Here is a 19,838-nt window from a genome sequence, read left to right on the forward strand (position 1 = left end):
GGGCCGGTGCTGAGTTGCTCGCGCAGTTCCCCGCGCCCCTGGGTCCGTGGTCGCCTGCGGGCCGTGCGTGGCTGGGCGCGCAGTTCCCCGCGCCCCTGGGTCGGTGGTCATCTGCGGGCCGGTGGGGGCTGGGCGCGCAGTCGGGACGGGGTCAGTCGGCGTCGCTGCCCTCCACGTCGAGGTGGGGGAGGAGGCGGTCGAGCCACGCCGGGGTCCACCAGGCGTGCCGGTCGAGGAGGGTCATGACGGCGGGCACCAGGAGCAGTCGGACGACCGTGGCGTCGACGAGCACGCTCACCGCCAGGCCCAGGGCGAGCATCTTGATCACGATGTTCTCGCTGAGGAGGAAGGCCGCGAAGACGCTGGCCATGATCAGTGCCGCGCAGGTGATGACGCGGGCGGTGATCTCCAGGGCGTGCGCGACGCTGTCCCCGGGGTGGCCGGTGCGCAGCCACCACTCGTGGACGCGGGAGAGCAGGAAGATCTCGTAGTCCATGCTCAGGCCGAAGACGATGGCGAACATCATCATCGGCACATAGCTCTCGATGGGCACGGTGCCCGAGACGCCGAGCGCCGGGCCGCCCCAGCCCCACTGGAAGACGGCGACCACGACCCCGTACGAGGCGGCGATGGACACCAGGTTGAGCAGCGCGGCCTTGACGGCGACCAGCAGTCCGCGGAACACGATGAGGATGATGAGGAAGGCCAGGGCCACGACCGCGCCGATGATCAGCGGGAGGCGGCTGGAGATGACGTCGACGAAGTCGACCTGGGTGGCGGTCGTCCCGGTCACATAGCCGTGCGCGGCGGTGCCCGAGACGGCCTTCGGGAGGACGTCGTCCTTCAGGTGGTTCACGAGGTCGGTGGTCGCCGCGGACTGCGGCGCGGCCTGGGGGATCAGGGTGGCGGCCAGCACGTCCCCGTCCGAGGTCGGCTTGAGCGGCGAGACCGAGGCGGTGTCCGCCAGCCCCGTCAGCGCCTTCGACACCGACTGGGCGAGCGCCGAGCGGTCGGCTTGCGGCACCTGGCTCTGGTCGATCACCAGGGTGAGCGGCCCGTTCGAGCCGGGCCCGAACGACCGCGCCATGAGGTCGTAGGCGCGCCGGTCGGTGAAGCTGGTGGGGTCCGCGCCGTCGCCGATGTGCCCGAGCCGCATGGAGAACACGGGGATGGCGAGGATGCCGATGACGACGACGCCGCCGATCAGGAACCACCAGGGCCGCCGCTCCACGCGCTGCGCGTAGCCCCGCCACCCATGGGCGGGAGCATCGCTCCCGGCGTCCTCGGCAGGGGCTTCGGCCACCGGCGTACGGACGCGCAGCGCGTCGATCCGCCGCCCGACGAGCCCCAGCAGGGCGGGTACGAGGGTGAGTGCGCCCAGTACCGCGGAGACGACCGTGATCATGGCCGCGACGCCGAGCTTGCCGATGAAGCCGATGCCGGAGAACCACAGGCCGGCCAGCGCGACGATGACGGTGCAGCCGGAGACGAGGACCGCGCGCCCGCTGGTGGCGACCGCCCGCCCGGCGCTCTCCGCCGGGTCCATCCCGTCCATGATCTGCTGGCGGTGCCGGGTGAGCAGGAACAGGGCGTAGTCGATCCCGACACCGAGCCCGATCATCGTGGCCAGCGTCGGCGACACGGTGGAGAGCGTGAACGCCGCCGCGAGCAGCCCCAGCGCCCCCAGCCCGACGACCACCCCGACCAGCGCGGTGACCAGCGGCATCACGGCGGCGAGGACGCTGCCGAACGCGACGAGCAGCACCACGATCGCCACCCCGAACCCGACGACCTCACTGATCAGGTCGTTGGGCTCCGGCCGCGCGAGCTCCCCGAGCGGCCCGCCGTACTCGACGTCCACCCCGGCCTGCCGCAGCGGAGCGACGGCGTCGTCGACCTCGTCGAGATAGTCGCCCCCCAGAGTGGCGGGCAGGATGTCGAAGCGCACGGTGATGTACCCGGTGGCCCCGTCCCCGGACAACGGCCCGGTGTCGGGCTGCCCCGCGGGCGTGGGCGGAGCGGCCAGCGGATTCTGTACGGACACGACGTGCGGCAGCTTCCCCAGATTGCCGACGACCTCACCGAGCTGGTCGCTGACGCCGCTCAGCGGCCCTTTCCCGTCATGCAGAACGATCTGGGTCCCGTATCCGCCCGCGGCCGGATCGTGCGCCTTGAAGACGGCGAAGCCCTCCTGCGACTGGGTGGAGGGCAGCGAGAAGTTGTCGGTGTACGTCCCCCCGAACGCGCGGTTCAACCCCTGCACCGCGCCGAGTGCGACGAGCCACAGACAGATGACCACGACGGAATGCCGAGCACACCACTGCCCGACCCGCCTCAGCCGCCCCAAGGGGGCGGGGGGCGGGGAGGAATCTGGTGCGGACATGGGCCACTCCACGACAGCCGACGACGCATGGGGCTCGTACACCTCCATCACAAGCGAAGCGGGAGGGAACGGCACGCCGGGTTAGGGCATTTGTGGAAGCGCTACGGCATCATCCGGTCGCGACGGAAATGGTCCTGGGAATCGCATGCGGAAAAGACGTCCTTGGTGAAGCGGACGACGGGGCTCTTCGGATCACCGTGACCGGTTCCCTTTGAGCGCGTCAGTCGAGATATCGACTTCAGGAACTCCGCAAGCCGCCCCGAAAAAGAGGACCGAGCATGTCAGGGCGGTCCGCCTGCCCGGTTTTCGTGACCGCTGATTCCTGAAGGGCCGCCAACGGCGTCCGCACGGCGTACGGCGTACCCGTGGATGTCTCTGGTCTGTTCGCGCGCCGCGTGTCACCCTGCCGCCCGTCCGTTGAAGGGCCCTGTCCTTTGCAGCGTCCCCGGCCACTTGCGGGCATCCGAACCGGGTCACACCGTCGTCCCGACAGACAAGGAGATGGCCATGAGCGACCGCAACGGCAGCCGGCAGTCAGGGATTTCTCGGCAACAGGGCACAGTGGTCGATGACGCGGCAACGCCCCCGTCCGAGTGGGCCGTTCGGCGGCCCCACCTCGCGCGGGGCCGCAGTGCCACCGACCGGGCCGCGGCCGCCTGCCTGTACGCCGGCATCGCGCTGAGCCGGGCCGAGCTCGTGCCCAGGGAGGGCGCCGCGAGGGCCGCCAACGGCGTCCGCCTGTCCCGTCAGGCTCTCGCCGAGCTCGCCAAGAACGCTCCTGATCCCGCGGCCGACGCCCGCGGCGCGAGGAACGCCGCGGCCGCGGCGGCTGTCGCAGCCCAGGAGGCCCGGTCCCACGGTGGGGCGAGCGAGCTCTCCGAGGCCGCCTATCGTTCCGCGATCAAGGCCTCTCAGGCCGCCGGCGCCGCCGCGGGCAGTGCGGGGCTGGGGCGCGATGAAACGCTGAACGCGGAGGCGGACGCGGCCGAGGCCGCCGCCGTCGCCACGGCTCTGGAAGCGGGCTGGATGTAGGCACCGGCTCCCTGTCCGGGCACCGGGCACCGGGCACCGAGCACCGGGCACCGAGCACCGGGCACCGGGCACCGGGCACCGGGCACCGGGTACCGGGTACCGGGCGCCGGGCACCGGGCGCCGACGGAACCGGCCCGGTGCCCGGACGGCGGTCGCAGGCCAGGGCCCGCGACGGCGGCGTGGCGATCAGCCCATGGCGATCAGCGCACGTCGCAGCCCCCGCCCCTACCGCAGAAACAGACCGAACGCGTCGTCCAGCGACCAGCTCTGCCAGCACACGGCGAACAGCCCGACAACGGCGATCAGGGCCATCATCAGGTTCTGCCCCTGCTCCGCCCAGTCGTGGATCATCAGCACGAAGTAGATCAAGCTGAGTACCAGGCCGCCGACGAGGGCGATCGGGGTCAGAAGGCCGACGGTCAGGCCGAGGCCGAGGGCCAGCTCCGCGTAGGCGACGACGTACGCCATCAGCTTCGGGCGCGGCTTCACCACCAGGTCGAAGCCGCGGCGTACGAAGGGCCAGCGGTGCTTCTCGGCTATGCCCGCGGCCCAGCGGATGCCACCGCCCGCGAACCACTGCTTCTTGTCCTTGTGGCGCCAGCTCTCCAGCCACCACAGGCCCAGGCCGATGCGGAGCACCGCGAACCACTCGGGGCCGCTGAGCCAGGTCGTCTGCATCCTGTTCCCCTCATCCGCGCTGAACTGATGGATCGTCAGTTCAGCGCGCCTTCGCCCGCCCCGCAAGAGGTACGGCTCCCGATTCGTCCTTGCCGTCGAGGGGGTGACCCCATACCCTGAATCTGATGGGTCGTCAGATCTAGCCGGTGCGCCGGCGGGCAGTCTGGGGGTACAGGGTGGTCAGCGACCTGAGCGGTACCAGGGAGATTCCCCGGGTCATCAGCGTGGACGATCACGTGATCGAGCCTGCTCATCTCTTCGAGACCTGGCTCCCGGCGAAGCATCGCGACAAGGGACCGAAGCCCTTCACCGCCGGTATCGGCGATCTGCGGTACATCGGCGGGAAGTACCGGTTCACCACCGATCCGGCCGGACAGATCACCGACTGGTGGGAGTACGAGGGGCTGCTCTTCCCGTACAAGCGGATCATCGCCGCCGTCGGGTTCTCCCGCGACGAGATGACGCTCGACGGCATCACCCGGGAGCAGATGCGGCAGGGCTGCTGGGACCCGAAGGCGCGGCTCGCGGACATGGACCTCAACCACGTGGAGGCCAGCCTCTGCTTCCCGACCTTCCCCCGGTTCTGCGGCCAGACCTTCGCCGAGGCCAAGGACAAGGAGGTCGGGCTCGCGTGTGTGCGGGCGTACAACGACTGGATGGTGGAGGAGTGGTGCGGGGACAGCGGCGGTCGGCTGATCCCGCTGTGTCTGATCCCGCTGTGGGACGTCGGTCTCGCCGTTGCCGAGATCAGGCGCAACGCCGCCCGGGGCGTCCGCGCGGTGACCTTCAGCGAGATCCCGACGTATCTGGGCCTGCCGTCGATCCACTCCGGCTACTGGGACCCGTTCTTCGCGGTGTGCGAGGAGACGGGGACGGTGGTCAACATGCACATCGGCTCGTCCTCGCAGATGCCGGCGGCGTCGCCGGACGCGCCGCCCGCCGTCCAGGCCTCGCTGAGCTTCAACAACGCCATGGCCTCGATGATGGACTTCCTCTTCAGCGGTGTCCTGGTGAAGTTCCCGCAGCTCAAACTCGCGTACAGCGAGGGCCAGATGGGATGGATCCCGTACGCCCTGGAGCGCGCCGACGACGTGTGGGAGGAGCACCGCGCCTGGGGCGGGGTCCGCGACCTGATCCCCGAGCCGCCGTCCACGTACTACTACCGGCAGATGTTCTGCTGCTTCTTCCGCGACCGGCACGGCATCGAGTCGATCGAGACCGTCGGGGTCGACAACGCGACCTTCGAGACGGACTATCCGCACGTCGACTCGACCTGGCCGCACACCAAACAGGTCGCCGCCGACCATGTGGGCGGGCTCCCGGAGGACGTGGCGTACAAGCTGCTGCGCGGGAACGCGATCCGTATGCTCGGGCTGCCGCTCGACCAGGACCGGGCGGTCATCTCCTCCGCCTGACGCCGGGCGCCGAACGGGGCGCTCGCCGTACGACGGGGCCACAACGCTACGGTTCGTGTGGCACCCCCCGGAGAGGCGATCGGATGACGAATCCCGTTTCAGAGGCCCTGGTCACCCTGGGGCGCGGCTATGTGCGCCGCGCTCCCGGCTCGCTCGCCAAGGCCGCGCTCGCCGCGCACTACCTCAATCCCCGGCTCAGGGATCACCCGCGGCGACGGGTCGTCGACACCGGCTTCGGGGCCCGGTTCGCCGTCGACACCCGGGACTTGATCCAGCGGTACCTCTACCTGTTCGGGGTGTGGGAGCCGCACATGACGGGCTGGCTCCGTCGCCGGCTGCGGCCGGGGGACGGCTTCGTCGACGTCGGGGCGAACATCGGCTACTTCAGCGTGCTCGCCTCTCGGCTGGTCGGGGAAACGGGACGCGTGGTGGCGGTCGAGGCCTCCCCGCTGTTCCATCAGCGGCTTCTGCGACAGGCCGAGTTGAACCGGTGCACCAATATCCGGGCGGCCAACGCCGCCGTCTCGGACAGCCGCAAGACGCTGAAGTTCGTCCTCGCCAGCCCGTACAACCTGGGTGCGAACAGCATCGTTCCGTACGAGGGCGCCGCCGAGTCGGTGTTCGAGATGGAGGCCGTTCCGCTGCCGGACCTGCTCGATCCGGCGGAGACCGCTTCGGCGCGAGTGATCAAGATCGATGTGGAGGGCGCGGAGGGAGGAGTCGTCCGGGGCATGGCTCCCCTGCTCGACAAGCTCCGTCCCGACGCCGAGATCACCGTCGAGGTGACCCCTGAGCGCATGGCGCAACTCGGCGACTCCGCCGACGAACTGCTGGAGACGATGCGGAGCCACGGCTTCAACATCTACCGGCTCACCAACGAGTACGCACCGGAGAGCTATCCGAGGGCTCTGCGGGGCGCGCCCGCGGTGCCGGTTCGCTGGCGGGGGCCGGTCGTGGGCGAGAGCGATCTGATCTTCTCCCGGGTGGACGCGGAAACGCTTCCCTGACGGAGAATCCCCGCCGTTTCCTGGAGAACGACGGGGATTCGAGACTCAACCGTCGGCCGGATACCGCCACGTGAACTGCGCGAGCGCTCGTGCCCTCGCTTCCACGACGGCCATGCGCGCGTCGCGCTCGTCGGTGTCGGTGTGGGTCGCCTGGCCGGTCGCCTGGCCGGGCCACTTGCGGTAGAGCAGGCCGACTTCGGGGGAGAACCAGCCGCGGCTGGTGGCGTTCAGGGCGAGCAGCAGCCCCGTGTCCTCGGACGCCGGCAGGGCCATCCAGCCGCCGAGCGCGACGAGCAGGTCACGGCGGACGCACAGCGTCGCCGGGTGGACCTGCGCGCGGAAACCATTCGCCTTCCAGTACGCGAGGACCTCGCCGCGCTCCACCGGGCCGGGCTCGGGGTCGCCGGGGAAGCCGACGTGGGAGCCGTCGGGCATCAGGTCCAGGACGCGCGAGGTCGCCCAGCCGATGCCGGGGTCGGCCTCCAGGGCGGCGAGGTCGCGGGCGAGCGCACCCGGCGGCAACTGGTCGTCCGCGTCGAGGATCTTGACGTACTCGCCGTCCGCGTGGGCGAGGGCGATCGTGCGGGCGACCCCCGGGCCGCCGGGGCGCCCCTGCCGGAAGGTCACCCGCTCGTCGTCGAGGGGAACGTGCGGGGCGACGTCGTCGCTCTTGCCGTCCTGCTGGATCACCCAGTGCCACTCCCAGCCCTCGGGCAGTTCCTGCTCGCGGATCGACTTGTACGCGTCGGGGAGGAAGTGGGCCGAGGGGCCGTGGACAGCGGTGATGATGACGATGCGCCGACGCACGGCGTCACCACCTTTCCAGGGGAGTGGTGAAGAGCAGTTCCGTGCGGTCGCCGGGCAGCGTCACGTCCGAGACGTCCACCACCCGGTCGTCGATGTCGATGGACTTCTTCCGGAGGATCAGGACCGACGTCCCCGGCGGCAGCTCCAGTTCCTCGGCCTCCTCGGGCGTCGGCGGCCGCGCCGTGACCCGCTCCTCGACGCGGTCGACCTCGATCCCGACCGTGTGGAGCTGGTTCTGCGTACCGCCCGGCCACGGCTCCTTCGTCTCGTCCAGGAGGTCGGGGTTCTCCTCGATCAGGGAGCGCGGGATGTAAGAGGTGACCAGGCTGAAGGGGGCGCTCTCGGCGGCGTACCGCGTCCGGTAGCTGCGCTCCAGAAGAGCGGTTCCCTCCGGAACGCCGAAGGCCTCCGCGAGATCCTTCTCGGCCTTGATCTCCCGATAGGCCGCGAAGAAGACGAGGTCGTTCACCTTCAGGCCGGTGTCGTGCTCGGTCGCACCCGTCTGCAGCCGCTCGTCCATAGATTCGCGCGCGCGGTCCTTCTCCCATTGGTGCCGGGCGTTGTCGCGCAGCGCCGAAGTACGCGGGCGGCGGACGAAGTTGCCCCGGCCGTGCTGCTTCTCGATCAGCCCCTCGTCCCGCAGGAGCCGGAGTGCGTCGCGGATCGTCGGCACGCTCCGCTTGTACGTCTCCGCGAGCTTCGTCTCCGGAGGCAGACGGTCTCCAGGCCTCAGTTCACCTGTGCGGATGGACTGCCGAAGCTCGTCCGCGATCCGCTCGTACGCCACTGCCATGGGTGCTCACCGTCCTGTGGTTCGACAGTGATCAGCCTACGACTCCTAAAGAGGTCTTGACGAGTCGAGAGGGGTACGTCATAGTCGGGTAACTCATAAAGAGGAGTTGAGGAGATGACCTCTTGATGAGTATGCACCGCCCGGAGCCTCCGTGACGGGACCTTCCGCCGGGAACGTCGTGGCGCTCCAGGTCTCGGGCGGCGGGGTGCGGCGGGCCGAGGCGTACGACCTGGAGCTCGTGGCCCGTGACGCTCGCGACGACTCTCGGCTCGTACGCGCCCGTTCGGATGGGGTTCCAGGCGCTCGTGCGTCTGCACGGCCCTCGGCGCTTCCGTGTCTGAACACAGCGATCCCGAAGGAGGAACAGTGACGTTCGAACCCGTGAATCCCGCGGCCGTGAACGACTCGGCCGACCCCGCCGACGCGTATGAAAACGCACCGGAGATCGCCCGCGAAATCGGATGGGTCGCCGACCGGGCCGCCGCCGGCCACCCCGTCGACCCGGCGGTGGGCCGGGAGTTCTGGCTCCGCGAGGCCGCGCTCCTGGACCGTATCGCTCTCCAGGAGACAGCCGCTTACGCGCCGGAGTCCGCCGTATTCGCGATCCGGACCGCGCAGGAGGCCGCCCGTCGGCTGATCGCGTTCGACTCGGTGCACTCGGGCCTCAGTTGCCGGGGCGCGGAGCTGGCCACCGACGCGGATCGTCGCGACTACGTCCGCGAGCAGTACCGCCGGTGGAGCCTTTCGCGGCCGCACCGAGCCTGCGGCGAGCGGGCCGCGCCCGAGTGCGATACGCATGGTCATTAAGCGCGGCGCGGCTATTTCCTCAAAGCGGGCCAATTACCTGCCCCGCGGCATTGTTTATGTTCTTGCCGGGGCATGGAAGCGCCCGATCGCTGACGACGGGGGATGCGTCAGCGATCGGGCTGTCGCCAACACTAACAACGCTGCTGGCACGGCGGGAATGGACTGCTCGGCCGAATCGACGACTTGTGATCGGGATCACACCGCGTGGTTACTGGTCGCAAGGAGGCGCATACGAGAGTCGAGGTAGATTCTCATGCCATTTTTCCGGCGTGAGGACACCCCGAGTGGTCGAGCAAATACGCCTGATGGCCTCATCGGCGTCCAAGTTCCACAGCCGGACCGTATCGCTGCCGCTCGACACCCCGAGCAGATGACTGTTGGGGCTGAAGGACAGGAAATTTCCCGTCTTGGCGTTGGGGCTCATCGACTGACCGATGGGAGCGGCCTCGGCCGGGTGGCCCACGTTCCAGAGCCGGACCGCGTTGTCGTTGCCGCCGCTTGCCAGGGTGCGGCCGTCCTGCCGGAACGTCAGCGACACGACCGCTTCGGTGTGGCCGGTGAGGGGCGGGCCCGACCGGACCGCCTTGAGCGGGTCGGCGATGTTCCAGAGCCGGACCGTGTCGTCGTCGCTGCCGCTGGCCAGCGTACGGCCGTCCGGACTGTAGGAGAGGGCGTTGACGGGGCCGAGGTGCCCTGTCAGGGGCGCGCCGAGCTGGGGGACGCGGCGCGGGTCGGCCACGTTCCACAGCCTGATGGTGCCGTCCGCGCTGCCGCTGGCGAGAGTGCGGCCGTCCGGGCTGAAGACCAGGGAGTTGACGTAACCCTTGTGGCCGGAGAGCGGCGTGCCGAGCGGGCGGGGCCGGGACGGGTCGCCGACGTTCCACAGCTGCACCGTGCGGTCGTCGTAGGCCGTCGCCAGAGTGCGCCCGTCCGGGCTGAACGCCAGCGCGTCGGGGCCGGAGAACCGGGTGCGCAGGGCGACGGGCGACCCGTAGGGGCGGGGCCGAGTCGGGTCGGTGACGTTCCACAGCCGCACCGCGCGGTTTCTCATCAGCACCGCGAGTGTGCGGCCGTCGGGGGAGAACGCCAGCGAACGCACATCACCGTCCCCCGGCGTGAACGGCTCGCTCAGCGACACGGGACGGTTGGGAGCCGCCACGTTCCACAGCCGCACCCGGTGATCGCGCGCGGCCGTGGCGAGCACCCGTCCGTCCGGGCGGAACGCCCCGATGCGGCCGATCATGTCCGACGTCGGGATGGACCACAGCCGGACCTTGCTGTCGCCGCTCCCGGTGGCGAGGGTCCGGCCGTCGGGGCTGAAGCCCAGGGCGTACATCTCGCCGCTGCTCCCCGCGAGCGGCTCGCCGACCTGCGACGGGTAGGCCGGATCGCTGACGTTCCACAGGCTCGCCGTGCTGTCCGCGCTGGCGGCGCCGAGCTTGCTTCCGTCGGGGCTGAAGGCCACCGACCAGACGGGGCCGGTGTGGCCGGCGAGCGGGGTGCCGAGCGGAGCCGCGTGACGGGGGTCGGCAACGCTCCAGAGCCGGATGGTGTCGTCCGCGCCGCCGCTGGCGAGGGTGCGGCCGTCGGGGCTGAAGGCCACGGAGTGCACTGTGCCCGTGTGGCCGGTCAGCCCCGTGCCGAGGAGCACCGGCTCCAGCGGATCCGCTGTGTCCCACAGCCTGATCGAGCCGTCGTCGCCACCCGCTGCCAGCGTCCGCCCGTCAGGGCTGAACGCCACGCAACGGGCGGCGGCGGTGTGGCCGGTCAGGGCGCTGAGGGCTTTCGGCCGGCGCGGGTCGGCCACGTCCCACAGCCGAACGGTGCGGTCTTCGCCGGCGGAGGCCAGGGTGTGTCCGTCCGGCCTGAAGGCGAGGAGGTAGATCGTGCCGTCGTGGCCGGTCAGAGGAGCACCCAGCGGCTGCGGACGGCTGGGATCGCGTACGTCCCACAGCCTGATCGTGCCGTCGTCCGAAGCGCTGGCGAGGGTGCTGCCGTCCGGGCTGAAGACCGCGCTGCTCACCCAGCTCGTGTGGCCGGTCAGGGGTGCGCCGAGACGCTTGGGCCGCGCCGGGTCGGCCACGTCCCACAGCCGAACCGTCCGGTCGTAGCTGGCGGTGGCCAGGATCCGCCCGTTCGGGCTGAACGAGGTGAGGTAGACGGCTCCGGTGTGGCCGAGGAGCGGAGTGGCCAGCGGGGCGTTCACGATCGAGATCAGCCGGTTCTTCGTGCCCTCGTTGTCCGGCCGCAAGTGGTGGGCGACCAGGGCGAGCTGCGCGGACAGCGACGGGTCCGTGTGCTGGGCGCGATCGGCCTCGGCGACCACCTGCTCGAACACGGCGTCGTCCCGCTGCTCCCGTGCGACCCACGCCGCACAGACAGCGAGGATCGCCAGGACGACCAGAGCCGATATCGCACTGCGGCTGAGCCAGACCGTGCGCTTGCGCAGCCTGGCCGAAGCGGCCAGGAACTCCACGGCGCTACGGGTCAGGAAGGTGTCGCCGGCGGACTTCGCCCAGGCGTGCGCCTGTTCCAGCCGGGAACCCCGGTAGAGCAGCGAGGTGTCCCGCTCCGAGCTCTCCCAGGCCCTGCCGTCCTCCTCCAGCCGCTGGCGCAGCAGATGGTCGTTCCTGTCCTCGTCGATCCAGTCGCGCAGCCGGGGCCAGGCGTGGAGCAGCGCTTCGTGGGTGATCTCCACGGTCTCCGCGTCGAGGGTCACCAACCGGGCGCTCACCAGCGCTTCGAGCGACTCCTCGGTCCTGTTGGGATCCGTCGACTCCTCCGCCAGCTGGCGCCGCGTCCCCCGTCTACGGGTGGCCTGGGTGTCCTCGCTCAGCTTGACCAGCCTGAGCAGGAGCAGTCGCGCGGCCGTACGCGCCGCCGGGTCGAGGCTCGACCAGGCACGCTCGGCGGTCGCCGCCACCGCCCCCTGGATTCCGCCCGCCGCGCGGTAGCCGGCCAGCGTCAGCCTTCCGGCCTTCCGCCGCTGCCAGGTGGCGAGCAGGGCGTGGGAGAGGAGCGGCAGCGCCCCGGCGTCGTGCACCCCTCGGGGGCCGTCGGCGCTCACTTCCCGGACGATCAGCTCCGCCAGGCCCGGTTCGAGCTCCATGCCCACGGCCTTGGCCGGGCCGGTCACCGCCTCGCGCAGCTCTGCGGTGGTCAGCGGCCCGAGCACCATGTGCCGGTGCTGCAGGGCGTCGGCCAGTTCGGGATACCCGAGGCACCGCTCGTAGAAGTCGGCGCGTATGCCGAGGACGACGAGCATGGGGGCCGGGTCGCCCGAGTCGGCCGGCGTGCACGCGGCGTGGAGGAGCTGGACGAAGGTACGCCGGCTCGTCTCGTCGGAGCAGAGGGTGAACGTCTCCTCGAACTGGTCCACGATGACGACGGGAGAGGCGGCGGCAGAGGTCTCGCGCCGCGCCCATGCCGTGACGGCCTCCCGCACCGCGTGCGCGAACCGCGCGGTACCGGGCTCCGCCGAAGCGGAGACGACGGGTGCGAGCTCAGGGATCCGGCGGGTCAGCTCCGCGAGCGGGTCGCCTCCCGGCACGAGCTGAAGCACCTGCCTCGCCCGGCTCTCCTCGTCGCCCGGTCCGCCGTTCCGCAGCGCGGGCACCAACCCGGCGTTCAGCAGGGAGGACTTTCCCGCTCCCGAGGCGCCCACGAGCATGACCAGGCCGCCCGTCCGCTCCGCCGCGCGGAGCTGGGCGACGAGGGCGTCCCTGCTCCGCTCCCGGCCGAAGAACCACCGGGCGTCCTGCTGACGGTACGAGGCCAGCCCCCGGTACGGGCACACGCCACCGGGCACGGCCACGGCTTCGACCGGAGGCCGCTCGTCCTCTTCCGGGGGTGCGGCGGGGCGGTCGCCGACCGGGTCGGCGACCGCGCGCTCCCACAGACGCTGCCACTGCGCCAGGTCGTACAGGCCCTTGGACACGGGCGCGGGCCGCGAGCGCCGCGCCTCGGGAATCAGGACGTGCAGCACCACGGAGAGGGCGGCGAACTGGGCAGGCACGTTCCGGGCCCGTCGCCAGTCGCTGATCCGCTGGGCGGACACCCGCACGGGCCGCCCTCGTTCGTCGACGCGCTGAAGCCGGACGACTGCCTCGGCCACGCGCTTGAGGGGAGGGTTGCCGGCCTCCGTGTACAGCAGCGCGAGACGTTCCGCGAAGGCTGTGCGTGGCCCTGAGTCGGAACTCAAGGTCTCCACTCCTTACTTCCCCCGCGCCTGGACATCCGGACCGGAAAACTCACCCTATACGGCTGACCTGCGGTTAAGCCGTGAAATCGATGCCAGGGCCTCCTCGGTGGGAGCCGCAGCTGGCAGGATCTCGACGCAGTAGCGCACCGACCGGGCGAAGCCCAGACAGGCCACCGGCCCGGCGCTCGAAGAGACAGCTCATGATGCCGCATGTTCTCGGTCAGCTTCGATTCGGAGTCACCCGAGACGGCGGCGACGGCCTCGCCGCGTGAGCCTGAGGGATCCGTGGAGCCAGCCCCCTCCGGGCCGCCGGCGCGTCAACCACGGGTCCGGCATTCCGCGCCACGCCGGCGCGGACGACGCCGACCGTGTGGTTCGGTACCGGTCCCCACAGGGGAGGGACCGGTGCCGGACCCATGCGGTCAGCCGTGAATGCTTCGGTCGCAGAGGGCACCGACAGCAGACAACGCGGAAGAGGCCGTTCTCCCGGAGAACGGCCTCTTCCGCGTGGGGCGCCCGCGATGATCCGCTCCCCGCCGGCTCCCCGGGCGTTCCGGTCTCCGGACGGCCCGGAAAAACAGATCAGGCCCGGCACTGATTTCTCAGTACCGGACCTGATCTGGTCCTGCGGCTGTCGGGGTGGCGGGATTTGAACCCACGACCTCTTCGTCCCGAATGAGGTTCGGTTGGTGATCTAGCCAGTGGCGATGGCGTTTATGCAGGTCAGGCCCATGGTCCCGGTTGGTCTTGCGTGGCCTGGACGGGGTTCGGGGAGCGGGTCGGCTCCCAGATGGCTCCCAGGGGGCCACCCGATGGTTCGTCCTCGTCGACGTGCGCCCGCATGGTCATTGCGTTCGCGGGCGCCGGCGGTGATCTGGGGGAGATGGGCTCTGGCGCACGGTGAGGTCGCCGGCGGCGTGGGTGATCCGGCTGTCTGTTTGATGCAGGCCAGCGGTGTGCGGCGCCCGCCGACATTCGCCGGGTACCGCACACCACTTGGCTGTTCAGCCTGCCGTCGCTGATACGGCGGGTCTGTCATCCCCTGATTTCCGCCGGCAGGTGCGGCAGTGAGCGTCGAGTCGACCTCAGCGGTTGAGGAACCGAGTAGCCATCATCTGGATGATGATGCCGCCGCCGGCGAATGCGGCTCCCTTGATGATCTGGATCACCAGCGTCCAGCGGAGGAAGCGGAGTCGGCGACGGGTCTTCTCCCACAGGGGGCTTACGCGTCCCGCGCCGTCGAAGGCGACGTGGAGCTGCTGGCAGGCAGCCTTGATCTTCCTGGCCAATCGGGCCAGGAGGGTCTTACCATTCAAGGTGGAACTCCTAGTTGGTCATCGATCCGACGGGCGTTTCGGCAGGGGAGGTCCCGGTCGTGGTTTGCAGACCCTTCAGGCCGGGCCTTCCCTGCACTTCTGGAGGTGCGCGGCAGTAGTCGTTGAGAGGGTGACGTAATCCCTCACGCGTTTCACTGGACAGTGGTTCTCCCTCATTTCTGATTCGAGCGAGAAGTGATTATTCGAAATTCTAGCGGAGTCCACCGAGGGCGATTGCAATTTCCGTCGAATCCCTCCCGGCCGACTTTGCGTGCCGGATAAGGATCTCCATTTCCACTTTCATTCCCGCGCATGCGAGGGTATCCGCGACTGCGCCGATTTCCCCTTCGGGCAGCACCGCCCCCAGCCTCTGCAGAAGGTTGACGCGGTCGATGTCGGGCATCGCCGCCAGGCGCATGGGTAAATCCGGCTTCGACGGTGCCGTGCTGTTGCGCCGGTCCCCCTTGTCGGCGGCGGTGTTGCAGAAACTGTTGCGCCGGTCCCCCTTGCCTCCCGGCTCGGCGCAGGTGCAACCGGCCGCGCATCGGCGGCAGGTCGACCTCCGCGCAGCCTGGAGGAGTGGCTCGAGTGCTGCGAACTCGTGGGCCAGCTTGGCGATGTCCCTATCGCCCGCCACACCCTCCAGCGCCAACCCGGACAGTGCCTCGATGGCCGCCGGGCGCGGAAGTCGACGTCCGTTGAGCCAGTGGGAGAGGAGCGGCGGCGAGATGTGCATCGCCTTCGCTTTCTGCGCCATCGTGTCGCCAGGGCGGACATAGTGGATGAGGCGCTTGAGGGCGTTGGCGAACGCCCGAACTTCTTCCGTGGCCTCGGGCGCACAGGTGGTGCTAATCGATCCAAGTGACGGCATGCCAAACGAACCCTTCCGCTCGCTCGAGATTGCCTACGGGGAACCGGCGATCACTGGAAGCCTAGCCACTCCCCGGCTCAGCGGTGCATGGTTCCGCGCTTTTTCCTGACTACTTTCCATGGGGGCATTTGGCGTCTTTAATTCCGAAAAATAGGGCCAAAACGGATCTTTACGGACGTCCTCTGTTTCCTTGTTCCTGTAAAGATCGCTAATCGCTGGAGTGAGGGTGTGGGCCGTGCTACTAATGAATGTCCGCAGTCCGCTGCCCACCGTGCTACCCCGGCCGCCGCAGGGCGGCCCCCCGCGAATGGAGATGTCATGCCGTCCTGGCAGGATGCCGGCCTCGGAACGATGAAGCGCGTGGCCCTGTGGCTGGTCTCCGTGGTCGGCGAGGGCAACACCTTCACCAAGGAAGAGCTGCGAGCAGCCTTCCCCGGGGTGTCTCAAGTCGACCGGCGCATGCGAGACCTTCGGGATTTCGGTTGGCGCATCGACACCAACAGGGAAGACGCTGGATTGGACTCCCACGAGCAGCGCTTCGTGAAGCCCGGCGACCCCGTCTGGGAGCCTGGTCGCGCCACCCGCAAGACAGGTACGGTCGCGATCGGCGCAGCTCGACGACGCGAGGTGCTGGCTAGGGACGGGCACATGTGCCGCTCCTGCGGCATCACCCCCGGCGAGACCTATGCCGGCACCGATGAGGCAGCCCAGCTCGACATCGCCCGCAGGGAAGTAGTGAAGCCGAACGGCGCGAAGGGCACGGAGCTGGTCACCGAGTGCAAGCGGTGCCGGGTAGGAGGCAAGTCGCTCGCAGCGGATCTGCACAAGGTGCTCACGGCAGCCGCTGCCCTTGACCCGGTCGAGCGCAGCGTACTGTCTGGCTGGGTAGCGGCCGACCGGCGCGAGTTCAGCCGCGTGGAGCAGATCTGGAGCGACTACCGCTCTCTGCCCATGGAGTCACGGGTGCAGCTTCAAAAGGAGCTGGGACTCCACTGAGCACGCCCGTACTACGGAACCCTCGCAAGAACACGAACGGAAGCAGGAGCGACTACATGGCCAACGGCTACGGTCCGCCGCCGGGTGCCGAGGAGAACCGGGCTCTCGTCCAGTCCCGGCTGAAGGAAATCGCGGCCGGCGGCGGCCCCCGCGAGACCTTTACTGTCGAGTGGCGAGGTGGGCCGGAGCACCTTGAGGTCATCCAGGTGCCCGTGGGCAACCTCTACTACAACCCGGCGACCCATCGCATCCGTGCGCAGTCCAGCCACGACCCGAAGCAGGCCGAAGCACTCGCGGATGACCCCTGGAGCGCTGACAGCCAGGCGTATCTGGACCGCCTGCTGCAAGTGCTCCCGGCGGACCCGGCTCGTACCGATCCTGAGTTCGATGATCTGGCTGCCAGCCTGAAGGAGTACGGGCAGAACGATCCCGGGCTGATCACCCACGAAGGCATCCTTGTCAACGGCAACACCCGGCGTGCCGCACTGATGCAGCTCTACGGCCCCAACCACGCTATGCGTGTAGCCGTATTGCCGCCTTCTTGCAGCTGGCAGGACATTGCCGCGATCGAACTGTCGCTCCAGCTGCGCAAGGAGCACCGGCGGGACTACTCCTATATCAATCACCTGCTCGCTGTTCAGGAGCTGGTGGACCAGGGGACCCCCCTGGTTCTCATCGCCACGATCTTTCGCACGACACCGGAGCGCTGCCGACGGGACCAGTGGGTGCTTGCCCACATCAGGTCTCTCATCGAGCGAAGCAAGACGGCAGGCGAGCAGCTGTCCTTGGTCGCTTTCGAGGAACAGGCTGAGAAGTTCCGCGAACTGCAGCGCGCCTACGCCAAGCAGTATGCGGTCAACCCCGAGAAGGCGGAACTGCTGCTGGAGAACCGCCTGGCAGCCATGCTCTTGGGCTTCGCCAAGACCGACGTCCGTTTCATTGACCACGACTTCCGTGACCGCTATCTCGCCAAGACACTGCCGGACGGGGAGGCTCCAGCTGAGGCTTCGGCGAGTGTGGCCATTCCTGGTTTGGGTCGGGTTGTGAAGGGCCCGTCCGCCTCTCTCAGCGCAGCCAAGGCATTGACAGATGCCGTCCTGCACGTGCGAGCTGTCAGCCGACCGGGCAGCGCGGTCCTCCCGGAGGCTGCGGCTGAAGCTAAAAGGGAGTTCGAGCGGCTGCGCGAGGCGATGGATGAGGCCATCAGTGACGCAGGCCGCGACGCACGTATCAAGAAGCGTAAGCAGGCAGCTCCTGGCCGCTTGGCCGACGCCGGCCGGGACATCGAGCAGTGCGTCACTGACCTGGTCATGTCTCGGGCGCGGCGGAGCCTCGATGAGGAGGCGTTCGACGACGCCGTCACTGACCTGCGGCAGAAGCTTGAGAAGCTTGCTATCGAGGCAAAACGTACAGTGCAGGATCCCGGCGACGGAGTGACGTGGCTCCTTGAAACCTTCGGAAAGGCACACTAGGTGGCCGGCGAGCCCAGCTTGACGATTGGCTTCGACGTCACGCGCACGCACGCTGCATTGCGGACCGCGCCCGAGTGCCGCGGCGCGCTCGGGCAGTTGGTCGCCAGTTTCCCCAGCGGCCGGATGACCGACAGGCTCTCGGCAGTGGTCCCTATTGACAGCCTCCTCGCCAGCCTCAGTGTTCTCGGATCCTGGCCCCAGCCGGACAGCGTCGTCTGGGAAGACGACTTTCGTCTCCTGGTCTCCGAGATGCTCGACGCGGCGGACACGGCGGAGCGGCTCCTCAGCGGCTCTCCCGAAGAGGACACCGTCGAGCTGGAGTCGGTACCGGCTCTGCTGGGCGACGATTGGATCGGGCCCCTCACTCCGTTCCAGCTCCGGGACATAGCTCGACTGCTCTCGGTCGGCCACGGCGCCAACTTCAGTGTGCCCGGTGCCGGCAAGACCCGTGTCTCCCTCGCTGTCTTCTCTGCACTCCGCCAGCGCGGATCGGTAGCTCGCATGCTCGTGGTGAGCCCCAAGTCGGCTTACGAGGCGTGGCAGGAGGAGACCAAGGAGTGCTTCTCCACCACCACCAAGTTCGATGTACAGGTGCTGGGCAAGTCGGTTCCGGCCTCGGCGGACATCCTCCTTGTCAACTACGAGCGTCTGGACCGGGCTCTCGCCGGGCTGTCCCAGTGGTTGAAGGCGGCTCCGGCAATGCTCGTCCTCGATGAGGCACACCGCATGAAGCTGGGAGGAGCAGGGGTATACGGTGCCGCCTGCATGGCTTTGGGCCCTCTCAGCCGAGTTCGGATGATCCTCAGCGGCACTCCAGCCCCCAATGGAGCAAAGGACCTGGAGAACCTGCTTTCCTTCGTATGGCCCGGACATGGTCGGCGCGTGGTCACCCAAGCTGTCGACGGCGGTGACCTAGCCCATGCCAGCCGAGTACTGCGGCCCATGTACACGCGGACAACCAAGGAGGAGCTGGGGCTTCCCCCGATGGAGACGCGGGTGCGCCGAGTTCCGATGCCGCCACTGCACCGCGAGATCTACGACGCGCTGGTAGGCAAGTTCTCAGCCAGGGCGGCGGTAGACAGGACAGACTTCGAAGCACTCGGCAAGACGGCGCTGCGCCTACTGATGGCGGCGACGAGTCCGTCCCTGATCGTGGCGGGTTCTACACGCCACGAGCCGCTGCACTTCCGCGTCCCGCCATTGGAGGTGGCTGAAGGGGAATCGCTCTCAGCGCTCCTCCGCAGGCTTCCCGACTACGAGTTGCCCCCCAAATACCAGGAGGCCCTCTCCATCGTCTCTGCCAATGCCGCGGCTGGACGCAAAACCCTGGTATGGACAAGCTTCGTACGCAGCATCACTTCGCTCCAGACACTGCTGGTGCCTTTCCAGCCGGCGGTAGTGCACGGGGGAACCCTTGATCGGGAGGCTGTCCTGCGCCGCTTCCGGGATGATTCGGACTGCAACGTCCTGATTTCCAATCCGGCGACCCTAGGCGAGGGCATCAGCCTTCATCAGGTCTGCCATGACGCGGTCTACGTGGACCGTGATTTCCAGGCAGGCCGGTTCTTGCAGAGCCTCGACCGGATCCACCGTCTCGGCCTTGCCCCGGACACGGAGACGCGAGTTACGGTCCTCGCGGCTGAGGGGAGCATCGACGAGGTGGTAGCCCTTCGGCTGGCGGAAAAACTGGACTTCATGGGGCGGATCCTTGACGATCCGGAGGTGCAGCAGCTGGGTGACCCGGAGGAGGAGCTCCCAATGGCCGCAGGGATGGACGCCGCCGATGTGCGGGCACTTCTCGAGCACCTCGGGGCGGGAGCGACCTAGCGGCGGCGGGATCTCGGCTCACAGGGTTCCGTCGCGCAGCAGTGCCTCGAAGGCGTCTGCTTCTCGCTGCAGCACAATGCGCCCGTCACCGTCGCTGAACGCCAGGATCCGGCCGCCTGCATCTAGGCCGGCCTCCGCGAGAAGCCCCAGTGGCAGGGACACGCCGCCGTTGTCATCGATCTGCAGTTCTGCTGGTTCGCGTATCACACTCGAAGTGTGCCAGTCTCCATGGC

The 19,838-nt window shown here is 68.9% G+C and carries 15 protein-coding genes; 7 read left to right on the forward strand and 8 right to left on the reverse strand.

Annotated elements, in window-relative coordinates:
* Positions 1–151: 151 nt before the first annotated feature.
* On the reverse strand, positions 152–2,383 hold the full coding sequence (locus A8W25_RS18625) for an MMPL family transporter (protein ID WP_067162929.1): 2,232 nt from the start codon (positions 2,381–2,383) through the stop codon (positions 152–154).
* Positions 2,384–2,890: 507 nt separating this feature from the next.
* Between A8W25_RS18625 and A8W25_RS18630 the strand changes: the two genes are divergently transcribed.
* On the forward strand, positions 2,891–3,415 hold the full coding sequence (locus A8W25_RS18630) for a hypothetical protein (RefSeq protein WP_158942613.1): 525 nt from the start codon (positions 2,891–2,893) through the stop codon (positions 3,413–3,415).
* 225 nt (positions 3,416–3,640) lie between these two features.
* Here A8W25_RS18630 and A8W25_RS18635 read toward each other — a convergent pair whose 3' ends face one another.
* On the reverse strand, positions 3,641–4,093 hold the full coding sequence (locus A8W25_RS18635; RefSeq protein ID WP_067162932.1) for a DoxX family membrane protein: 453 nt from the start codon (positions 4,091–4,093) through the stop codon (positions 3,641–3,643).
* Positions 4,094–4,269: 176 nt separating this feature from the next.
* Between A8W25_RS18635 and A8W25_RS18640 the strand changes: the two genes are divergently transcribed.
* Both A8W25_RS18640 and A8W25_RS18645 read left to right on the forward strand, forming a co-directional pair.
* A complete protein-coding gene (locus A8W25_RS18640; protein ID WP_067162934.1) occupies positions 4,270–5,508 on the forward strand; it encodes an amidohydrolase family protein in 1,239 nt (412 codons plus the stop codon).
* A gap of 83 nt (positions 5,509–5,591) precedes the next feature.
* Complete coding sequence (locus A8W25_RS18645) at positions 5,592–6,515, forward strand: FkbM family methyltransferase (protein ID WP_107470723.1); 924 nt, start codon at positions 5,592–5,594, stop codon at positions 6,513–6,515.
* Positions 6,516–6,560: 45 nt separating this feature from the next.
* On the opposite strand, the gene A8W25_RS18650 is transcribed toward A8W25_RS18645, so the two are convergent.
* Together A8W25_RS18650 and A8W25_RS18655 are read right to left on the reverse strand one after the other, a co-directional pair.
* Positions 6,561–7,322 (reverse strand): glycosyltransferase family 2 protein, encoded by a 762-nt coding sequence (locus A8W25_RS18650; RefSeq protein WP_067162936.1) that lies wholly within the window; start codon positions 7,320–7,322, stop codon positions 6,561–6,563.
* Between the two features lie 4 nt (positions 7,323–7,326).
* Positions 7,327–8,115, reverse strand: coding sequence for a GntR family transcriptional regulator (locus tag A8W25_RS18655; RefSeq protein WP_067162937.1), 789 nt, complete (start codon positions 8,113–8,115; stop codon positions 7,327–7,329).
* Positions 8,116–8,481: 366 nt separating this feature from the next.
* On the opposite strand from A8W25_RS18655, the gene A8W25_RS18660 reads away from it, so the two are divergent.
* Complete coding sequence (locus tag A8W25_RS18660) at positions 8,482–8,922, forward strand: hypothetical protein (protein WP_067162939.1); 441 nt, start codon at positions 8,482–8,484, stop codon at positions 8,920–8,922.
* 208 nt (positions 8,923–9,130) lie between these two features.
* Here the strand turns inward: A8W25_RS18660 and A8W25_RS18665 are convergent, their stop codons facing one another.
* From A8W25_RS18665 to A8W25_RS18675, 3 genes are all read right to left on the reverse strand, one after another.
* Positions 9,131–13,132 carry an AAA family ATPase gene (locus tag A8W25_RS18665; RefSeq protein ID WP_067162941.1) on the reverse strand — a complete coding sequence of 1,334 codons (4,002 nt, stop codon included), beginning with the start codon at positions 13,130–13,132 and terminating at the stop codon, positions 9,131–9,133.
* A 1,076-nt stretch (positions 13,133–14,208) separates the two neighbouring features.
* Positions 14,209–14,439 carry a hypothetical protein gene (locus A8W25_RS18670; protein WP_067162942.1) on the reverse strand — a complete coding sequence of 77 codons (231 nt, stop codon included), beginning with the start codon at positions 14,437–14,439 and terminating at the stop codon, positions 14,209–14,211.
* 211 nt (positions 14,440–14,650) lie between these two features.
* On the reverse strand, positions 14,651–15,310 hold the full coding sequence (locus tag A8W25_RS18675) for a helix-turn-helix domain-containing protein (protein ID WP_067162944.1): 660 nt from the start codon (positions 15,308–15,310) through the stop codon (positions 14,651–14,653).
* A 318-nt stretch (positions 15,311–15,628) separates the two neighbouring features.
* Between A8W25_RS18675 and A8W25_RS18680 the strand changes: the two genes are divergently transcribed.
* The 3 genes from A8W25_RS18680 to A8W25_RS18690 are packed head-to-tail and all read left to right on the forward strand — an operon-like array spanning position 15,629 to position 19,605.
* The gene (locus A8W25_RS18680) at positions 15,629–16,306 is read left to right on the forward strand and encodes a hypothetical protein (protein ID WP_079126170.1); all 678 of its coding nucleotides are present in this window, start codon (positions 15,629–15,631) and stop codon (positions 16,304–16,306) included.
* Between the two features lie 56 nt (positions 16,307–16,362).
* Positions 16,363–17,778 carry a transcriptional regulator gene (locus A8W25_RS18685; RefSeq protein ID WP_067162946.1) on the forward strand — a complete coding sequence of 472 codons (1,416 nt, stop codon included), beginning with the start codon at positions 16,363–16,365 and terminating at the stop codon, positions 17,776–17,778.
* Positions 17,779–19,605 carry a DEAD/DEAH box helicase gene (locus A8W25_RS18690; RefSeq protein ID WP_067162947.1) on the forward strand — a complete coding sequence of 609 codons (1,827 nt, stop codon included), beginning with the start codon at positions 17,779–17,781 and terminating at the stop codon, positions 19,603–19,605. It abuts the gene before it with no gap.
* An 18-nt stretch (positions 19,606–19,623) separates the two neighbouring features.
* Here the strand turns inward: A8W25_RS18690 and A8W25_RS18695 are convergent, their stop codons facing one another.
* Positions 19,624–19,812 carry a hypothetical protein gene (locus tag A8W25_RS18695; protein WP_067162949.1) on the reverse strand — a complete coding sequence of 63 codons (189 nt, stop codon included), beginning with the start codon at positions 19,810–19,812 and terminating at the stop codon, positions 19,624–19,626.
* Positions 19,813–19,838 lie beyond the last annotated feature (26 nt).

It is taken from the genome of Streptomyces sp. ERV7 (assembly GCF_001653515.1).
Classification (GTDB): Bacteria; Actinomycetota; Actinomycetes; order Streptomycetales; family Streptomycetaceae; genus Streptomyces.

Coding starts and splice junctions, on each gene's coding strand:
- A8W25_RS18635 (WP_067162932.1), bottom strand. CDS start 4,093: ATGCAGACGACCTGGCTCAGCGGCCCCGAGTGGTTCGCGGTGCTCCGC.
- A8W25_RS18625 (WP_067162929.1), bottom strand. CDS start 2,383: ATGTCCGCACCAGATTCCTCCCCGCCCCCCGCCCCCTTGGGGCGGCTG.
- A8W25_RS18680 (WP_079126170.1), top strand. CDS start 15,629: ATGCCGTCCTGGCAGGATGCCGGCCTCGGAACGATGAAGCGCGTGGCC.
- A8W25_RS18685 (WP_067162946.1), top strand. CDS start 16,363: ATGGCCAACGGCTACGGTCCGCCGCCGGGTGCCGAGGAGAACCGGGCT.
- A8W25_RS18655 (WP_067162937.1), bottom strand. CDS start 8,115: ATGGCAGTGGCGTACGAGCGGATCGCGGACGAGCTTCGGCAGTCCATC.
- A8W25_RS18630 (WP_158942613.1), top strand. CDS start 2,891: ATGAGCGACCGCAACGGCAGCCGGCAGTCAGGGATTTCTCGGCAACAG.
- A8W25_RS18645 (WP_107470723.1), top strand. CDS start 5,592: ATGACGAATCCCGTTTCAGAGGCCCTGGTCACCCTGGGGCGCGGCTAT.
- A8W25_RS18675 (WP_067162944.1), bottom strand. CDS start 15,310: ATGCCGTCACTTGGATCGATTAGCACCACCTGTGCGCCCGAGGCCACG.